Annotated in this window: 10 protein-coding genes; 5 read left to right on the plus strand and 5 right to left on the minus strand. The window is 69.4% G+C overall.

The genetic code is table 11. The features are described from left to right. Positions 1–2: 2 nt before the first annotated feature. The gene (locus WME82_RS04430) at positions 3–1,751 is read right to left on the minus strand and encodes a DUF1592 domain-containing protein (protein ID WP_438041803.1); all 1,749 of its coding nucleotides are present in this window, start codon (positions 1,749–1,751) and stop codon (positions 3–5) included. Between the two features lie 637 nt (positions 1,752–2,388). Here WME82_RS04430 and WME82_RS04435 point away from each other — a divergent pair. Together WME82_RS04435 and WME82_RS04440 are read left to right on the plus strand one after the other, a co-directional pair. After that, positions 2,389–3,912 carry a right-handed parallel beta-helix repeat-containing protein gene (locus tag WME82_RS04435; RefSeq protein WP_438041804.1) on the plus strand — a complete coding sequence of 508 codons (1,524 nt, stop codon included), beginning with the start codon at positions 2,389–2,391 and terminating at the stop codon, positions 3,910–3,912. 205 nt (positions 3,913–4,117) lie between these two features. Then, positions 4,118–5,494, plus strand: a complete 1,377-nt coding sequence (locus WME82_RS04440) for a multicopper oxidase family protein (RefSeq protein WP_438041805.1) — start codon at positions 4,118–4,120, stop codon at positions 5,492–5,494. Positions 5,495–5,519: 25 nt separating this feature from the next. On the opposite strand, the gene WME82_RS04445 is transcribed toward WME82_RS04440, so the two are convergent. Then, entirely contained in the window at positions 5,520–7,691 is a 2,172-nt protein-coding gene (locus tag WME82_RS04445; protein WP_438041806.1) for an alkaline phosphatase D family protein, read from the minus strand. Between the two features lie 468 nt (positions 7,692–8,159). On the opposite strand from WME82_RS04445, the gene WME82_RS04450 reads away from it, so the two are divergent. Further along, complete coding sequence (locus tag WME82_RS04450) at positions 8,160–8,669, plus strand: chemotaxis protein CheX (RefSeq protein WP_437744293.1); 510 nt, start codon at positions 8,160–8,162, stop codon at positions 8,667–8,669. Positions 8,670–8,700: 31 nt separating this feature from the next. Here WME82_RS04450 and WME82_RS04455 read toward each other — a convergent pair whose 3' ends face one another. Genes WME82_RS04455 through WME82_RS04465 form a run of 3 tightly spaced genes read right to left on the minus strand, consistent with a single transcriptional unit; the run spans position 8,701 to position 11,092 of the window. Next, positions 8,701–9,075: a hypothetical protein gene (locus WME82_RS04455; RefSeq protein ID WP_438041807.1), complete on the minus strand. Its 375-nt coding sequence runs from the start codon at positions 9,073–9,075 to the stop codon at positions 8,701–8,703. Positions 9,076–9,098: 23 nt separating this feature from the next. Beyond that, on the minus strand, positions 9,099–9,554 hold the full coding sequence (locus tag WME82_RS04460) for a hypothetical protein (protein WP_437744295.1): 456 nt from the start codon (positions 9,552–9,554) through the stop codon (positions 9,099–9,101). Positions 9,555–9,571: 17 nt separating this feature from the next. Continuing rightward, positions 9,572–11,092, minus strand: a complete 1,521-nt coding sequence (locus WME82_RS04465) for a hypothetical protein (protein ID WP_438041808.1) — start codon at positions 11,090–11,092, stop codon at positions 9,572–9,574. A 524-nt stretch (positions 11,093–11,616) separates the two neighbouring features. On the opposite strand from WME82_RS04465, the gene WME82_RS04470 reads away from it, so the two are divergent. After that, positions 11,617–14,403: a nitrate- and nitrite sensing domain-containing protein gene (locus WME82_RS04470; RefSeq protein ID WP_438041809.1), complete on the plus strand. Its 2,787-nt coding sequence runs from the start codon at positions 11,617–11,619 to the stop codon at positions 14,401–14,403. A 48-nt stretch (positions 14,404–14,451) separates the two neighbouring features. After that, complete coding sequence (locus tag WME82_RS04475; RefSeq protein WP_438041810.1) at positions 14,452–14,988, plus strand: chemotaxis protein CheX; 537 nt, start codon at positions 14,452–14,454, stop codon at positions 14,986–14,988. Positions 14,989–15,019: the final 31 nt, after the last annotated feature.

The following is a 15,019-nucleotide window of genomic DNA, read 5'->3' on the forward strand; positions in this document are numbered from 1 at the left end:
GTTCACTCCTCGATCTGGCGCAGGTGCAAGAAGGCGTTGCTGGTCGTGAGGGAGACGATGAGATCACGCACGCTGCCGCCGCTCTCGGGCGTCGGCGTGGCCGCCTCGATCGACGCGAGATCCTGGTCGATCGGGACGCGCCGGAGCGCCGTCTGGAAGAAGCGCTTCGTGAGGCAGGCGCGCGCCGCGGGGCTCGCCGCGAGGGCCGCCGACATCCCGACGCCGCCGTCGACCTCCACGCCCTCTTCGTCCGGAGGGAGCGCAGGGAGGCTGCCGCGTGCGTCGATGTCGAGCAGGTAGGGTGCCTGCGCGTCCCCGCCCGCCTCCTGCGACTGCCATCTCCCGAGCGCGTCGTAATGCTCGAACGCGAAGCCGATCGGGTTGATGGTCCTGTGGCAGCTCGCGCAGGCGCCGCTCGACGTCTTGGCCTCGACGTCCTGGCGGATCGTCCTGTGCACAACCTCGCCGTTCTCCTCGACGGCTCCGCCCTTGACCGGCACGTCGCTGGCGTTGGGGGGCGGCGGGCCGAGGGGGCGGCAGAGCACCTGCTCCAGGATGTACGCGCCGCGGCGGATCGGCGATTTGACCTCGATGCTGCCGAACACGCTCAGGAAGGCCGCTCGCGTGAAGATCCCCGCGCGCTGATCGCGGGGGAGGGAGACCCACGAGAACGTCCGCTCGTCGGCGGGGCCCTCCACCCCGTAGAGCGCGGCGAGGGACCCGTTCACGTAGGCGTCCGTCGTCGTGAGCAACGTCTCGAACCTGCCGTCCCCCTCGAAGAGCACGCGCTCCGCGAGGGCCTCGAGCTCGGTGCGCATGGCAGCGCGCAGCGCGGGTGAATCCTCGGGATAGATCTCGGGGCTCTTCGGCGCGCTCTCGAGCGAGGCGTGCTTGCTCGTGCCGTCGAGCTCCAGCCAATCGGCGAAGAAGCGTCTCGCCGTGGCGCGGGCGCGGTCGTTCGAGAGGAGCCGCTCCGCCTGCGCGCGCACGCCCTCCGCCGTGTCGAGCGCGCCGGACTCCGCGGCGTCGAGCAGCGCGTCGTCCGGCGTCGTGTTCCAGAGGAAATACGACAGGCGCGACGCCCGCTCCCAGCCCGTGAGCGGACGGACGCCGGAGGCGAGCGGCTCGCTCCCGTCCCCGTCGCGGCCGAGCTCGACGAAGTAATAGACGTTGGGCGACTGGATCATGGTCTCGAGCACGACGAGGAGGGCGTCCTCGAACGACTGCTCCTTCCGCGCCCGGGCGTACTGGCCCTTGAGCATCGCGACCTCGGCCTCGTCGAGCGTGCGCCGGAAGGCGCGGCGCCCGAACGTCCGCACGAAGCTGTCCACGCACGCCTCGTCGTCCGCGCCGCTCGTGTCGCACGGGAACACCGGTGTCCCCCACGACGCGCGCCGCGCGACGATCGCCTCCGCCGCGGCGTTGAGCTTGTCGACGGCGAGGAGCGAGGCGACCTCTCCCGTGTCCGGGTCGAGGTCGAGCTCGAGCCCCGGATCGCCGAACAGGTCGCGCATCGAGCTCGTGAACTGCTCCGGTGTCATCCGACGCATCCCCGCTGGAGCGACGTCGACCAGCCCGCTCGCGCTAGGCGACCCGCCGCGGTCGCCTCCGAGGTCGCCGACGCAGCCCGAGAGCAGGTGGGACGCCGCGAGGACAACCGCGCCGGCGAGCGCCGTCGCGCGCCGCCCTGGCGCGGTGAATCTATCGAGAACGTCGAGGGGTTTCACGCCGCTAGGCTTCGTTCGCTTCATGGCTTCAGTCCTCGCGCGGTCGCTGAACACAGCGGGCTGGATCGCAGGGGCCTCAGCTCGATTCTCCCGGGAATTATCGAGCCATGCTGTGCTGCGTGTTCGCCGTCCGCCGGGGCTCGGCATTGAGCGATCGCCGAACCGGGGCTTCTATCCATCGTGGATGATCGACTGACTCATCGGCGGGGTCCAGCTCACAGGCCGCATGGAGCTCATGCACCCTGTGCATAGCCTACGTCATCGTCTCGAATGACGCGAGGGGCCGTTGATTGAAGAGAACCGACAGGACCCCAAAAACCCTCAGAGGCGCGAGAAAAATCCCTTCTTGGCGTCCCTGGCGGCTCAACTTCTTCTCACAGGAGCGCCGTTGTCATCGATGGTTCGATGTAAGGAAGATGGTTCGATGTAACGAACGACCCGTTAGCAAGCCTCTCGCGAAAGCGGCATCCGGCGCGAGTCTGGAGTACATCCTGCTACCTTGGGGGCGGAAGATGCGACCACAGCAATGTCTGGTCGCATGACAAAGTGGATCGGCGTGTCATCTTGCCTCACCGAGGCGAGAAGGCCTCGCGATGTGTAAAATTACAATGGAGCTTTTATGGCCCATATGGTGGAGAATTCTGTGAGGGTTCGAGCTTGCGTGACCGGATTGCTCCTCGCCGCCGGTTGCACCGGCGAGCTTGGCGGAACGACGTATGGCGACGGCGGTCCGGCGCCGCTCCCTCCGCCCGTCGTGAACATTCCGCCGATTCACGTCGATTGCAGCCACGTCGGAAGCGGCAAGGATTACCAGGTCGGCCCTGGCAAGGAATTCGAGGCGATCGGCGACGTCCCGCTTGAATCGCTCGTCGCCGGCGACACGGTGCGCATCTTCTGGCGTGCCGAGGCGTACCACGAGAAGATCATGCTCGGGGGCCAGGGGACGGCCGAGCAGCCGATCCGGCTCTGTGGCGTCCCGGGGCCGAACGGCGAGCTGCCGGTGATCGACGGTCAGGACGCGACCACCCGGCCCGAGCTCGATTTCCCCTTCGACGGCCACCAGGTGAGGGGGCTCATCATCGTCGGGCACAAGCACGACGACCCGTGGGAGCTCGAGCCGACCCACATCACGATCGAGGGCCTCGAGATCAAGAACGCGTCGCGCCCCCACCGCTTCACCGACAAGTCGGGCTCGGAAGCGGCCTATTCGGACCCCGCGGCCGGCATCTTCGTGGAGCGCGGCGATCACGTGACCATCCGCGCCTGCGAGGTGCACGAGAACGCCAATGGCCTCTTCATCGGCACGGCCGGCGGGGATATCCTGACCACGAACGTGCTCATCGAGTCGAACTACATCCACGACAATGGAAGCCTCGAGGATTACAACGAGCACAACGTCTACAACGAGGCCTCGAACGTCATCTACCAGTTCAACCGCTTCGGCCCCACGCGCGGCGGGAACGGCAACAACATCAAGGAGCGCTCGGCCGGCGTCGTCATCCGGTACAACTGGATCGAGGACGGCGCCCACCTGATCGACCTCGTCGACGCGCAGGAGGCGACCGACTCGGTCGCGTTGCCGTCGTTCCACGAGACGTTCATTTACGGCAACGTGCTCCTGCGCAACGGCTACGGAGCGTCCATGATCCACTACGGCGGGGACAGCGGGGAGACCGAGTACTACAGGAAGGGCACGCTCCACTTCTTCTCCAACACCGTCTTCGTCAAGAACGACAACTACGAGGACTACGATCGCTCGGCGATGTTCGAGGCCTCGACCAACGACGAGCAGATCGACGCCCGCAACAACGTGTTCGCCAGCAGCCTGGAGCCGACCGAGCTCCGCGCGGTCACCTTCCTCGGGGACCGCGACGGCGTGGCCGCCGGGGCCCTCACCCTGTCCGGGAACTGGGTGACGAACGGGTGGCTGCCGTTCGATCCCGTCCGGGAGGTGGTGAAGGTGATCGGGCAGGTGGACGGCCTGGACGACTCGATCTTCGGCGTCGATCCGGCGTTCGCGTCGGCGGCAGACCACGACTTCATGCCGGCCGCGAGCGCGCCGCTCATCGGCGCTGGCGCCTCGCTCGACGGCCTCCCGCCGGTCGAGCACCAGTACACGCCGCACCAGCAGGCCAAGGCGCGCAACGACGGCGCGACCCTCACGATCGGCGCGTTCGGGCGGTAGCCCGCGCCGTGCAGTCCCGCGGCGAGGCTCACTCCACGGCCCGCGGGGTCACCCCACACAACCCAGGTCGGCTCGCCCGTGAGGGATCGCGCCTTGCAAAGGGCGGCGCATGCGCTGGATCGGATGCGCCTTGCCCCGTGCATGGCGCAAAGGGTGCGTGTCCTCGGCACGTTTTGCCGGAGAGATTGCGGTACTCCTATCGCTCATGACCCTGCTCGCGGGGTGCGGCGCGGAAGAGGCGCCGCCGGATCTCCGGCAGCCGGCGGGCTGGGACGACGCGCTGCGGCTGCCGGATGCCGAGGATCACGACCCCGCGCCCGACGTGGTCGAGGTGCACCTCGAGGCCAGGGTGGCCGCGATCGAGGTGGTCCCGGGGCTCACGACCGAGGTCTGGACCTACAACGGGATGCTCCCCGGTCCGACGATCCGCGCGAAGAAGGGCGACCGCGTTGTGGTGAAGCTCGAGAACCACCTTCCCGAGGCGACGACGGTCCACTGGCATGGTCTGCGCGTGCCGGCGGCCATGGATGGGACGCAGCACGTGCAGAAGCCCATCGAGCCGGGCGAGGGCTTCGAGTACTCCTTCACCGTGCCGGACGCCGGCACGTTCTGGTACCACCCCCACCTTCGCTCGAGCGCCCAGGTCGGTGCGGGCCTCTACGGCGCGTTCGTGGTCGAGGATGCCGCGGAGGAGGCGACGCTCGGCGACGAGCTGCTGCTCGTGATGAGCGACATCGGCGTCGAGGAAGACGGCTCGCTCACCCCCGCGGACGAGAGCGGATGGTTCGGCGATTACTTCGGGCGCGAGGGCGGGACGGTCCTGGTCAACGGGAAGATCCTGCCGACGGTCGCGGCGCGGGAGGGGGTTCCGCAGCGCTGGCGGGTGGTCAACGCCGCGCGCAGCCGCTACTTCCGCTTCGCCGTGCCGGGCCAGCCGCTCGTGCTCATCGGCGGAGATGGTGGCCTCTCGGAGAGCCCGCTACCCGTGGACGAGGTGACGCTCGCCCCGGGGGAGCGCGCGGAGCTCACCATGCTGCCCGTCGAGGGCGAGCCGGTGGTGATCCCGCTCCTGGACGCGAATCGATTCCACCTGCCGAACGAGGCTGATCCCAAGGACCTCATGCGCCTCGAGCTGGCCGACGAGCCTCCGGGGAGCGGCGCACCGACGCTCCCCGAGCGGCTGGCCGAGATCGCCTCGATCGACACCACGGGCGCGCAACGACAGGCGGTGGAGTTCATGGAGCAGGGCGATTCCGACGGAGCGGTGCTCGGGATCAACGGCCAGACGGACGGCTCTCTCATGTTCTCTGCAAAGACGAACACGGTCGAGATCTGGACGCTGATGAACACCACCAACTACGATCACCCGTTCCACCTGCACGGGTTCTTCTTTCAGGTGCTCGACATCGACGGCGCCGAGCCGCCCGTGCGCGCATGGCGCGATACCGTCAACCTCGTGCCTGGAGAGGCCGTGCGGATCGCCATCCCGTTCGACGACCGGGCCGGCATGTGGATGTTCCACTGTCACATCCTCGACCACGCGGATCTGGGGATGATGGCGATGCTCCACCTGATGCCGTGAACGGTCTGTCGCGGGCTGCCGGGCGTCAGACCCACGCTTGCGTCGTGGGATCCCAGCGCTTCCAGGCGCCGTCGTCGTCCAGGTAGAGCTCGCTCTCCCCGGGGAGGGTGCGGAAGCGCTTGCTGCTGATCTTCAGGTCGCCGATCCTTGCCGAGTAGTCGGTCTGCGCTTCGGTGGCCTTGATGCTCCGCATGTCGGCGACGAGCTCTTGCCCGCTCGCCTCGACCACCACATAGCCGTGGGCGCTGCTGTTGGCGTGGGCGAGGTGCGGGTTGATCTTCGTCTCGGGCGACGTGAGCAGCGTGTCGATGCTGAGGGCGAGCGCCGCGGCGCCCGGGAGCCCGCGCAGCGTCGGATCGCTCGCGACCTGGCTCGTCAGGATCTCGCGGAAGGACGCCGAGGAGACGGCGCCGCCGACGAGCTCGACGATCTTCTTCGTGGGATCGCCGCTCGGCCCGGGCGTGCCAGCGTAGAAGGCGTGGACATCGCCGGTGATCGCCACGACGCCCCCCAGCCCGACGAGCCTCTCGAGCAGCTCGTCCCGCTTGTTGCGGAAGCCGTCCCAGGCGTCGGTGGTCGTGTAGAAGCTGCGCTTGAACTGGGCGGGGAGGGAATAGGGGCTGAGATCGACGGCGAGCTGGACGAGGCAGAACTCGTTGCCCCATACCTTCCAGGTCGCCTTCGAGCCTTCCATGGTGTCGAGGAACCAGGCCTCTTGCTCGGCGCCCATCATGTCCTCGCTCGCGCCCTGCGTCTCCTTGTAGCGGATGGCAGCGTAGATATCGAAGGTGTCCTTGGCCGTGAAGTAGCGGGTGCCGATCATGCCGTACGCGTTGATCTTGCCGAAATCCACGTAGGCGATGCCCCGCTCCAGGCCCGCTTCCGCGGCGTCGATGAGCGGGATCTGCATGTCCGCGGGCAGGTCCTCGTTCGCCGCAGCGACGATCTCGTTGATGAAGGCGACGCTGATCTTCCCCGTCACCTCGGCGGGGTCGTAGCCCACGGTCTCCGCGGCCCCGAGGAGGACCGGCGCATAGATGCCGTCGCCGTAGGTCTCCACGTCCACGTAGGGCAGGGCGGCCGCGGGGACCTCCCCGAGCTCGGCCACGAGCTTCGGCTGATCGAGCGCGACCCTGCCGGGGAAAGCGTCCTCGGGGATGAGGTGATCCGGCCGGTAGCTGCGCAGATCGGTCATCACCAGGTGGACGTGCCGGCCGAACACGAAGTCGCGGTAGATGTGGAATTCGTCCGGGAGCGAGGCGTCCGGGTCGAGCTCGACGTCGTCGCCGTAATCGACGGGCTGGTACTCGAACCAGGCCTGGTTCGCGGCCTTGCGCCGGTCCGCGTCGGTCTCGTCCTGCCGGCCGTCGAAATAGGTGGCCGTGGCGCCGAAGCAGTCGTTCGAGAACTCGTGGTCGTCCCACGTGGCGATCATCGGGAAGCTCTCGTGGACCTTCTGGAGGTTCGCGTCGGAGCGGTATGTCCTGTAGAGCTCCCGGTAGTTATCGAGCGATCTCGCCGCGTGGTAGGCGCCGTCGCCGTCACCGAGGGAGATGCTGCCGGCCACGTCGGTGAAGACGACGCGGCGCCCGGTCGTGCTCTGGAAGCTCGGATCGCCGTCCGTCTCGTAGATGTAATCGCCGAGGTGGACGAAGAAATCGAGCTCCTCCTGGGCGAGCGCCAGGTAGGTGTTGTAGTACCGGCCCACGTAATCCTGGCACGACACGTAGGCGAAGCGGACCTTGACGTCCGCCTCCTCGGCCGGGGCGGTCTTGGTGCGCCCCACGCGAGACGCGTAGCTCGTCCCGCCCTTCACGTAGATGAAGCGGTAGTAGTAGACCGTGCCCGCCGCGAGGCCGCGGACCTTCACCTTCACGCAGTGATCGTGCCTCGCGAGCGCCTTCACCTTCGCCTGTCCGGCGTCGAGCGCCACCCGCTGCGCGAACCCGGCGTCGGTCGCGACCTCGACCTCGAGATCGAGATCCCCTGCGCCGTCCTGCACGCGCGTCCAGAGGACGGCGCTGCCGGGGCGCGGATCGCCGGAGGCGACCGACTGGGGGAAGTACTCGGAGCCGTCCGCGAGCTCGCGCTCGTCGTCGAGCGGGTTGATCGTCTCGGGGTCATCGCCGCAGGCCGGGACGACCAGCGCGCCGGCGGTGACGAGCGTCGCTCGAAGGAAATCTCTGCGCTTCAGCATCGGGCGATCAGGGAATCCTGGAACTTTCGCTGATGTCAATCTCCTCGTGGACCCCGCCGCTTCGCGCGCTGCCGGTCACGCCTGTAAAGCGCAAAGCGCGGCGTCCGGTGAGTGGGGCAAGTGTGTGTGCTCACACGTGGCCGAGCGTTGACGTGCGTGGTCAGGCGTGGTCAGATGTGATAGAGATGTGATAGATAGGCCGTCGCGTGCTCGTGCGTCCTGTCCGAGGACCGCATTGGTCCTCGAGGGATAGATGAGCTAAGTTGAGCGTTTGTCATGCGGCGGCGGAGCACGACACCGGAGGGTGAGTCCGACATGAGGTCGGGGCACAGCATCCCTGACCGACCCGGCGCCGAGCGTCGCGACTCGCTCCCCCCGCCCCGATCCGGGCAGCCATCCTCCGGGCCTGGGCGCTCCGGCCCGTCCAGCGAGCCGTCGTCCGCTCCAAGGTCTGCTTCGTCGCGCAAGGTGCGGACCATCGACGTCCTCGTTCAGGGCGCGACCGTGGAGCTCTTCCACTTCTACGGCGTCGCCATAGCGCCTGCGGACATCGGGGAGAGCCGCGACGAGGCGCTCGTTCACAGCGATCCCGCGAGCACGGTCGAGTTCTCTGCGCCCGGCTTCTCCGGCCTGCTGGCCTTGTCGGCGCACCCTGGCGTGTTTCGCGCGATGACGGGGCTGCCGCCCGGGCTCGACAGCGTCGACGACTGGATGCGTGAGGTCGTCAATCAGCTCATGGGAAAGGTGAAGAGCCGCCTCGCGCGGTTCCAGATAGCGCTTCACGCCGAGCTGCCGCAGCTGCGCCGCGCGAGCGACGTGGCGCGGCGGTACCGGGGCAGCAAACAGCAGTTCTGCTATGCTTTCCGGACGTTGAAGGGCGAGGTGGTCGTCACGCTGGGCGGCGACTTCGACGAGAGCTCGCTGGTGTTCTCGAACTCGTCCCCGCTTCCGCTCGATGGCAAGGTGATCCTGTTCTGAGCCCTCTTGCGCGGCACCCGCGCCGCGCAGTCTAGGGGCTGCCGCCGCCGGTACCGCCGCTGCCCGTGGCGCCGCCGCCAGCGCCACCGTCGCCGCTACCGCCGCTGCCGGTGGCGTCGCTACCGCCGCTGCCCGTGGCGCCGCTGCTGGTGGCGTCGCTGCCGCCGCTGCCGGTGGCGCCGCTGCTGGTGGCGTCGCTGCCGCCGCTGCCGGCGGCGCTGCCGCTGCTCGTGGCGCCGGGCGGCGGGAACGGTGCGAAGCACGCGTTTCCGATGACCTGCTGGCCCGGGTCGCAGGGGTCGGAATCCCAGCATCCCACGAGCATCGCCGCGGAGATCGCGCCGAGGGCGACGACCAGGGCGCCGCGACGGGTGGGCGGCATGATGCGAGACGGGTGAATGACCATCGTTCGTTCCTCTCTCCACGGACTCACGGCGGCAAGACCTGGCCGTCGCGGATGCGCGCGATCACCTTGACGGTGGGGTTCACGTCGCTGGCAAGGAGGTAGCCGATACCGCCCGCCTCCTCGCCCACGGCGCGGAGCACGGCGCTCGGACTCGCCACCTTGCGCGGCGGCCGCTCGCCGCCGCGGATCTTCCTGTCGATCCAGTAGCGGGCGACGCCCTCGGGATCGAGGCCCAGCACCGCCATGTCGAAGCGCTTCCGCAGCGCGGAGTCCTCGGGGAGGTTCACCGGCATCATCGACCTGCCGGACCACTCGGTGCGCGTCGTCTGGAAGATCGGGCGGAGTGTGTCGCGGCTCGCCGCCCGCGCGGGGTTGGTCTGGTTGACTACAATGACGATCTCGTCCTCCACAGCGAAGGACGAGGCCGATGGGGTCATGCCGAGCAGGGCCAGGAGGAGCAGCAGGGAGTAACGCTTCATAGTGCGTCGAACCTCTCTCAGAAGGCCAGGATCAGACGCGCGAGCGCGCTCGTGGTGTGGAAGTCCTCGATCTCCGGCACCCCCGGGGGCTGATCGCGCAGGGCGGTCATGATCGTGCGCAGCACCTGGGTCCGGAGTGTGACGTCCGGAGTGATGTAGAAGTTCAAGCCGCCGCCCACCTGGAACATGGTGTCGTGCCCGTAGAACGGCGCGTGCAGGGCGGCGCCGATGACGAACGGCTCCATGTCCAGGAAATCGAGCCGGTGCGCCGCCACGGCGTACGTGGAGGTCTTCCAGGCGTCCGGCGCGTAGACCCCGAATCCCCCCTGGCGCTTCCCTTCGTCGTAGACCACGCGGACGACCGCCGCCTCCGCGCGCAGGCGGGTGGTCCCGATGTCGAGCGAGACGTCGCCGGCCCCGGTGTACTCCTGGAACGACCACGTCGCATGGATGTCGGGGTTGAGCTCTCCGACCTTGTAATCGGCGACCCAGTCGCGGGAGCTGCTCGCGATGAACGACGCCCCGAGCTTCAAGGTCATCTTGCCGGGGTCCTCATAGCTGGCGTGCAGGCGGCCGCCGAACCCGCGGTTGTCGTCGAAGGCGAACGGCGCGTCCTCGTTGCGCCCGTTGCTCACGTACGCGTTGTACCCGAGCTCCCACGGGCCCGTGAACGTGCTGCCATAGATCATGATCCCGGTCTGCCGCGTGGGAAACAGGCGGGATGTAATGAAATAGGGGATGGCGGCGGTGATGAGCACCGGGCTCCCGTGGTCGACGTTGTAGATGCCGATCGGGGTGAAGAACTGCCCGACGCGCACCTTGAAGAGGTTGAAGCGCGTCCAGTCGATGTGGGCGCGCTCGATCGACACGAGCCCCCCATAGGTGGTCGGCGAGCCGAGCGCGATCGCCGTCGAGTCGAAGGTCCCGTACGGCTGCGTGGTCGTCCGGCCCACCACGCCGGGCGGCAGCGTCGCCGCGTCCGCCGGGACCGGGGAGCCGCCGGGAGCGGTCGTGAACCGCAGCTCCCCGAGAAAGCGAAAGTGATCGGTCGGCTGCGCGTCGAGGTAGAGGTTCAAGTTCCCCACGACGAAGTTCGTGGCGTTCGCCTGCGGGAGGGCGGCCGCGAGGCCCGAGTTCTCCGGGACCCATGTGCGCTGGACGCCGACGTCGACGAACCCGTAGATCCGGAAGAGATCCTTGCTGTCGTCCTGCTCCGGCGGGGCCTGCGCCTCCTCGAGCGCCTCGAGGCGCTTCTCGAGCTCCGCCGATCGCTTCTCTGCAGCGGCGAGCCGCGCGGCCATCGCATCTTCTCCGGTGGCGGGCTCGGCGGTGGCCGCTCCGGTGGCGGCGGGGGTCGCCGCGGCCGCGCCGGTGGCGGCGGGCGCGGCGGGCGCAGCGGCCGCTCCGGTCGCGGCAGGCGCGGCGGCGGGCGCCCCGGTCGTGGCGGGCGCGGCGGGGGGCGCTCCGGTCGCGGCGGGCGCCGGGGCGACGCCGGCGCCAGGGCTCTGCGCGTGCGCGAGAGATGCCGTGAAGAGCACTGCTCCGATGGCTGCGCTCGAAGCGCGCGCGAGGCGACCTGTCCGCGCTCGCCGCAGTGAACTCCGACCCATCATCATTGATTTCTCCCCGTTCGCAGAGCCTTCGTTGCGGCTCCAGCCGACGTCGCACGCGCTCTTGCGGACTCGCGAACTTCACGCGTAGCATACACGGCCACGAGGGCGGGCGTGAACTCGACGCGCTCCGTGACGCTCCGGTGCACCACAACTGGGTGAGACATCACAACAGGAAAGAACGTGAATCAGGGGAGCGTACATGGTGTGCGGGCGAACGATGATGATGACTCCACGTGTGCACGTGTTGACTGTCGTTTGCATCACTTGCATCACTCGCATCACTTGCATCACTTGCATCATCCGCGTCGCGCGCGGGGGGCAGCTCGCCCGGGGCTCGTGCTGAGTGCGCCGCGCGGGGGGACAGGCGTTCGCGCGAGCCCCCTCGTCACGAAGCACACGAGATGCGCGCGGGCGCCGCGCCGCGCGGGCCACGCCGGGGGGACGGGGGCATGCCGACATTGCGTAGCGCTTCGATTCGACTGAAGCTGTGGTCGCTCGCCGGCGTCCCCGTCGCGGGGGCCCTGCTGCTGGCGGCGATGATCGTCGGCGACGCGCGGCAGCAGGCGGCGAGGGCGGCGGGGATAGGCTCGATCGAGGACCTCGCGCAGCTCTCCTCGATCATGGCGCAGCCGCTGCACGCCCTCCAGAAGGAGCGGGCGTGGACCGCGCTGGTCGAGGGGCTGGAGGCCCGTCCTCCGGAGACGACCGACGTCGAGGGCGAGCAGCGCGCCGCGCCGCCGCTCAATCGCGCGGCGGAGCTCCTGCGCGCCGGCGGCCAGCTCCGGGACGCGCGGGCGGCGACCGACGAGAGCCTCGCCCAGCTCGACGCGTTCCTGGCCGCGCGCGACCTCTCCGGGCTGCCGCGCCGGCTCGCCCGCGATCTCGCGGAGGGGCGCGCCAAGGTCGGCGAGCTCGGCGCGTTCCGGGGTCAGGCCGACGCGAAGACGGTGTCGCTCGACAGCGTGCTGAGGGTCTTCGGCGGCATCAACGTGAGCCTCATCCGGGCCAACGCCGGCCTCTCCGAGCTGAGCGACGAAGGCGAGCTCCTGCGCAGCATCCAGTCGATCGTCGCCGTCCACGAGTTCGCCGAGCGCGCCAGCCGCCAGCACGCGCTGCTCGCGCACGCCTTCGCGTCCACGCAGTTCGAGCCGGGCGCCTTCAAGACGCTCGTGACGCTGATGACGGAGGAGCAGCTCTATCACGAGGAGTTCATCGCCAACGCGTCGGAGCCGGCGCGGGCGCTCTACGACGCCGCCCGCTCCAACCCGCGCGTGCGGCGCGCCGACGAGCTGCGCGCCGCCGCGATCGCGTCGACCGACGAGGCGCTGGCGATCGATCACGACGCGTGGTTCGAGGCGCAGCAGGGGCGCGTCGACGGGCTCGCCGCGATCGAGCAGGAGGCGATCTCCGGGATGAGGCGCGCCGCGGCGGCCAGGGTGGCGGACACGCGGAGGACGGTGCGCGACGGCGTCGCGGTCTCGGCGTTCGTGCTCCTCGTGTCGGTCGCGCTTGCGCTGGTCCTCGTGCGGGGGATCTCCCGATCGCTCGAGGTCCTCGGCGAGGCGGCGGCCCACGTCCGGCGGACGCGCGACTACACGACGCGCGCCCGCAAGACCGCCGACGACGAGTTCGGGGCGCTCACGGACGCCTTCAACGAGATGCTGGCGGGCATCCAGGCGCGCGACGAGGTCCTCGAGGGCCACCGGCAGAACCTCGAGGCCACGGTCGCCGAGCGGACCTCGGAGCTCGAGAAGCGCAACCGGGAGATGCGCCTCGTCCTCGACAACGTCGATCAGGCCCTCGTGACCCTCCACCGGGACGGCACGATGGAGCCCGTGCACTCCGCCGCCTTCGAGCGCCTCTTCGGCGTACCGGCGCGCGACGAGCACTTCGCCGATCGCATCGCCGGCCACGATCCGCGGGCCAGCGCGTTCCTCAGGATGGGGTGGGAGGCGGCCTGCGACGACTTCCTCCCGCTCGAGGTCGTCCTCGACCAGCTCCCGAAGACCTTGCACCGCGAGGGCCGCTACCTCGCGCTCGGCTTCAAGCCGATCCTGTCGGGAGAGGGCCAGTTCAACGGGGCGCTGATGGTGATCACGGACGTCACGTCCACGATCGCCTCCGTGCGCGAGGCCGAGCAGCAGCACGAATATATCCAGGTGTTCGAGCGGGCCGTGAAGGATCGGCTCGGCCTCGTCGGCTTCGTCAACGACACGACCAAGCTCGTCGACGCGGTGAGCGCGCGGTCCAGCGGCGAGGTGGACGAGGTGATGCGCCTCGTGCACACGATCAAGGGGAACGCCGGGCTCTGGGACGTGACGAGCGTGGCGAGGGTGGCGCACGAGATCGAGAGCTTCGTCGTCGAGGAGCGCGCGCTGCCGTCCGACGACCAGATCGACGCGCTGAGGGACGTGTGGCTCGCGTTCGTGGGGCGCGTGAGCGTCCTGCTCGCGTCGACGGCGCAGTCCTCGCGCGCCGACGTCGGCCATGAAGAGGTCGATGCCTTGCTCGCCATGGTGCGCCAGCGCCGCGACCCCGCCGAGATCGAGCGGGCCATCGGGGCCCTCCGCGACGAGCGGACCGAGGTGCGGTTCAGCCGGATGAAGGACCAGGCCGAGACGCTGGCCCGGAAGCTCGGCAAGCCGAAGCCCGAGGTGCGCATCGACGCCGGGGGCGTCCGGCTGCCCGCGTCGCGGTTCGCCGGGATGTGGCAGGCGCTGGGCCACGTCGTGCGCAACGTGATGGACCACGGGATCGAGCGGCCGGAGGCGCGCGAGGCGGCGGGCAAGCCGTCGAACGGCACGCTCACGCTCCGCTCGCGGATCACGGCGGACGAGATCGTCATCGAGATCGGCGACGACGGCGCGGGCATCGACTGGGAGCGCGTGCGCGAGAAGGCCGTGGCCGTCGGGCTCTCGGGGGCGACGCGGCGCGATCTCGAGGCCGCGCTGTTCGCGCCCGGCTTCAGCACGGCCGAGCAGGTCACGGACGTCTCCGGCCGCGGCGTCGGTCTCGGCGTGGCGCTCCACGAGTGCCGGCGGCTCGCGGGCCGGGTAGAGCTCGACACCGAGCGCGGCCAGGGGACGACCTTCCGCTTCCGGTTCCCCCGGGATCCGAGCGACGCCGCGGGGGTGTCGCTCCCTGCCTCGCTGCCGCCTCCGAGCGGGCGGGGCTCGCTGGTGCCGCCTCCTTCGCGGGGCGGATCGAGCCCGGGCATGGCCTCGGGGAGCGCGTGACACGGTGAGCACATCGACAATGCAGAGCGAGATATCGAGGAGAGGGGAATGAACTCGGAGAGCTGGGACCGCATCCATGAGGAGCTCGCTTCGTCGTGCGTCCACCTGTTTCGTGACAACGGCGTCGAGCTCCGGCGGCTGGACGACGGGACGTCGGAGGCGACGCCGGGCAACGCGGTGGTCTCCTTCATCGGCTTCACGGGCGACCACCTTCGCGGGAGCCTGACCATCGTCGCCCCCGTGGCGCTCATCACGCGCAGCCACCCGCTGCGAGAGCAGCGCGAGATCGACGAAGACATGGTGTGCGACTGGGCGAGCGAGCTCGCCAATCAGCTCCTCGGGCGGGTGAAGAACCGCCTGCGCCACCTCGGGCTGGTCATCGTGCTCTCGACGCCGAGCGCCGCGATCGGCGAGCACCTGCGCGCCAGGGAGGAGCAGAGCGAGGGCTTCCGGCGGCTCCTGTTCGCCGCGGGTTCCGACCGGCTCGTCGTGCTCTTCGACGCGCTCGCCCCCGACGACGCGCTGGAGCTCGAGGAAGTGAACATGCCCGATCCGCAGCCCGAGGGCGAAGTGCTGCTGTTCTGAGCCGGATGGCCGTACACGCAAGAGGAGACAC

Origin of the sequence: Sorangium sp. So ce128 (genome assembly GCF_051525245.1) — a bacterium.
GTDB classification, from domain to species: Bacteria; Myxococcota_A; Polyangia; order Polyangiales; family Polyangiaceae; genus Sorangium; species Sorangium cellulosum_B.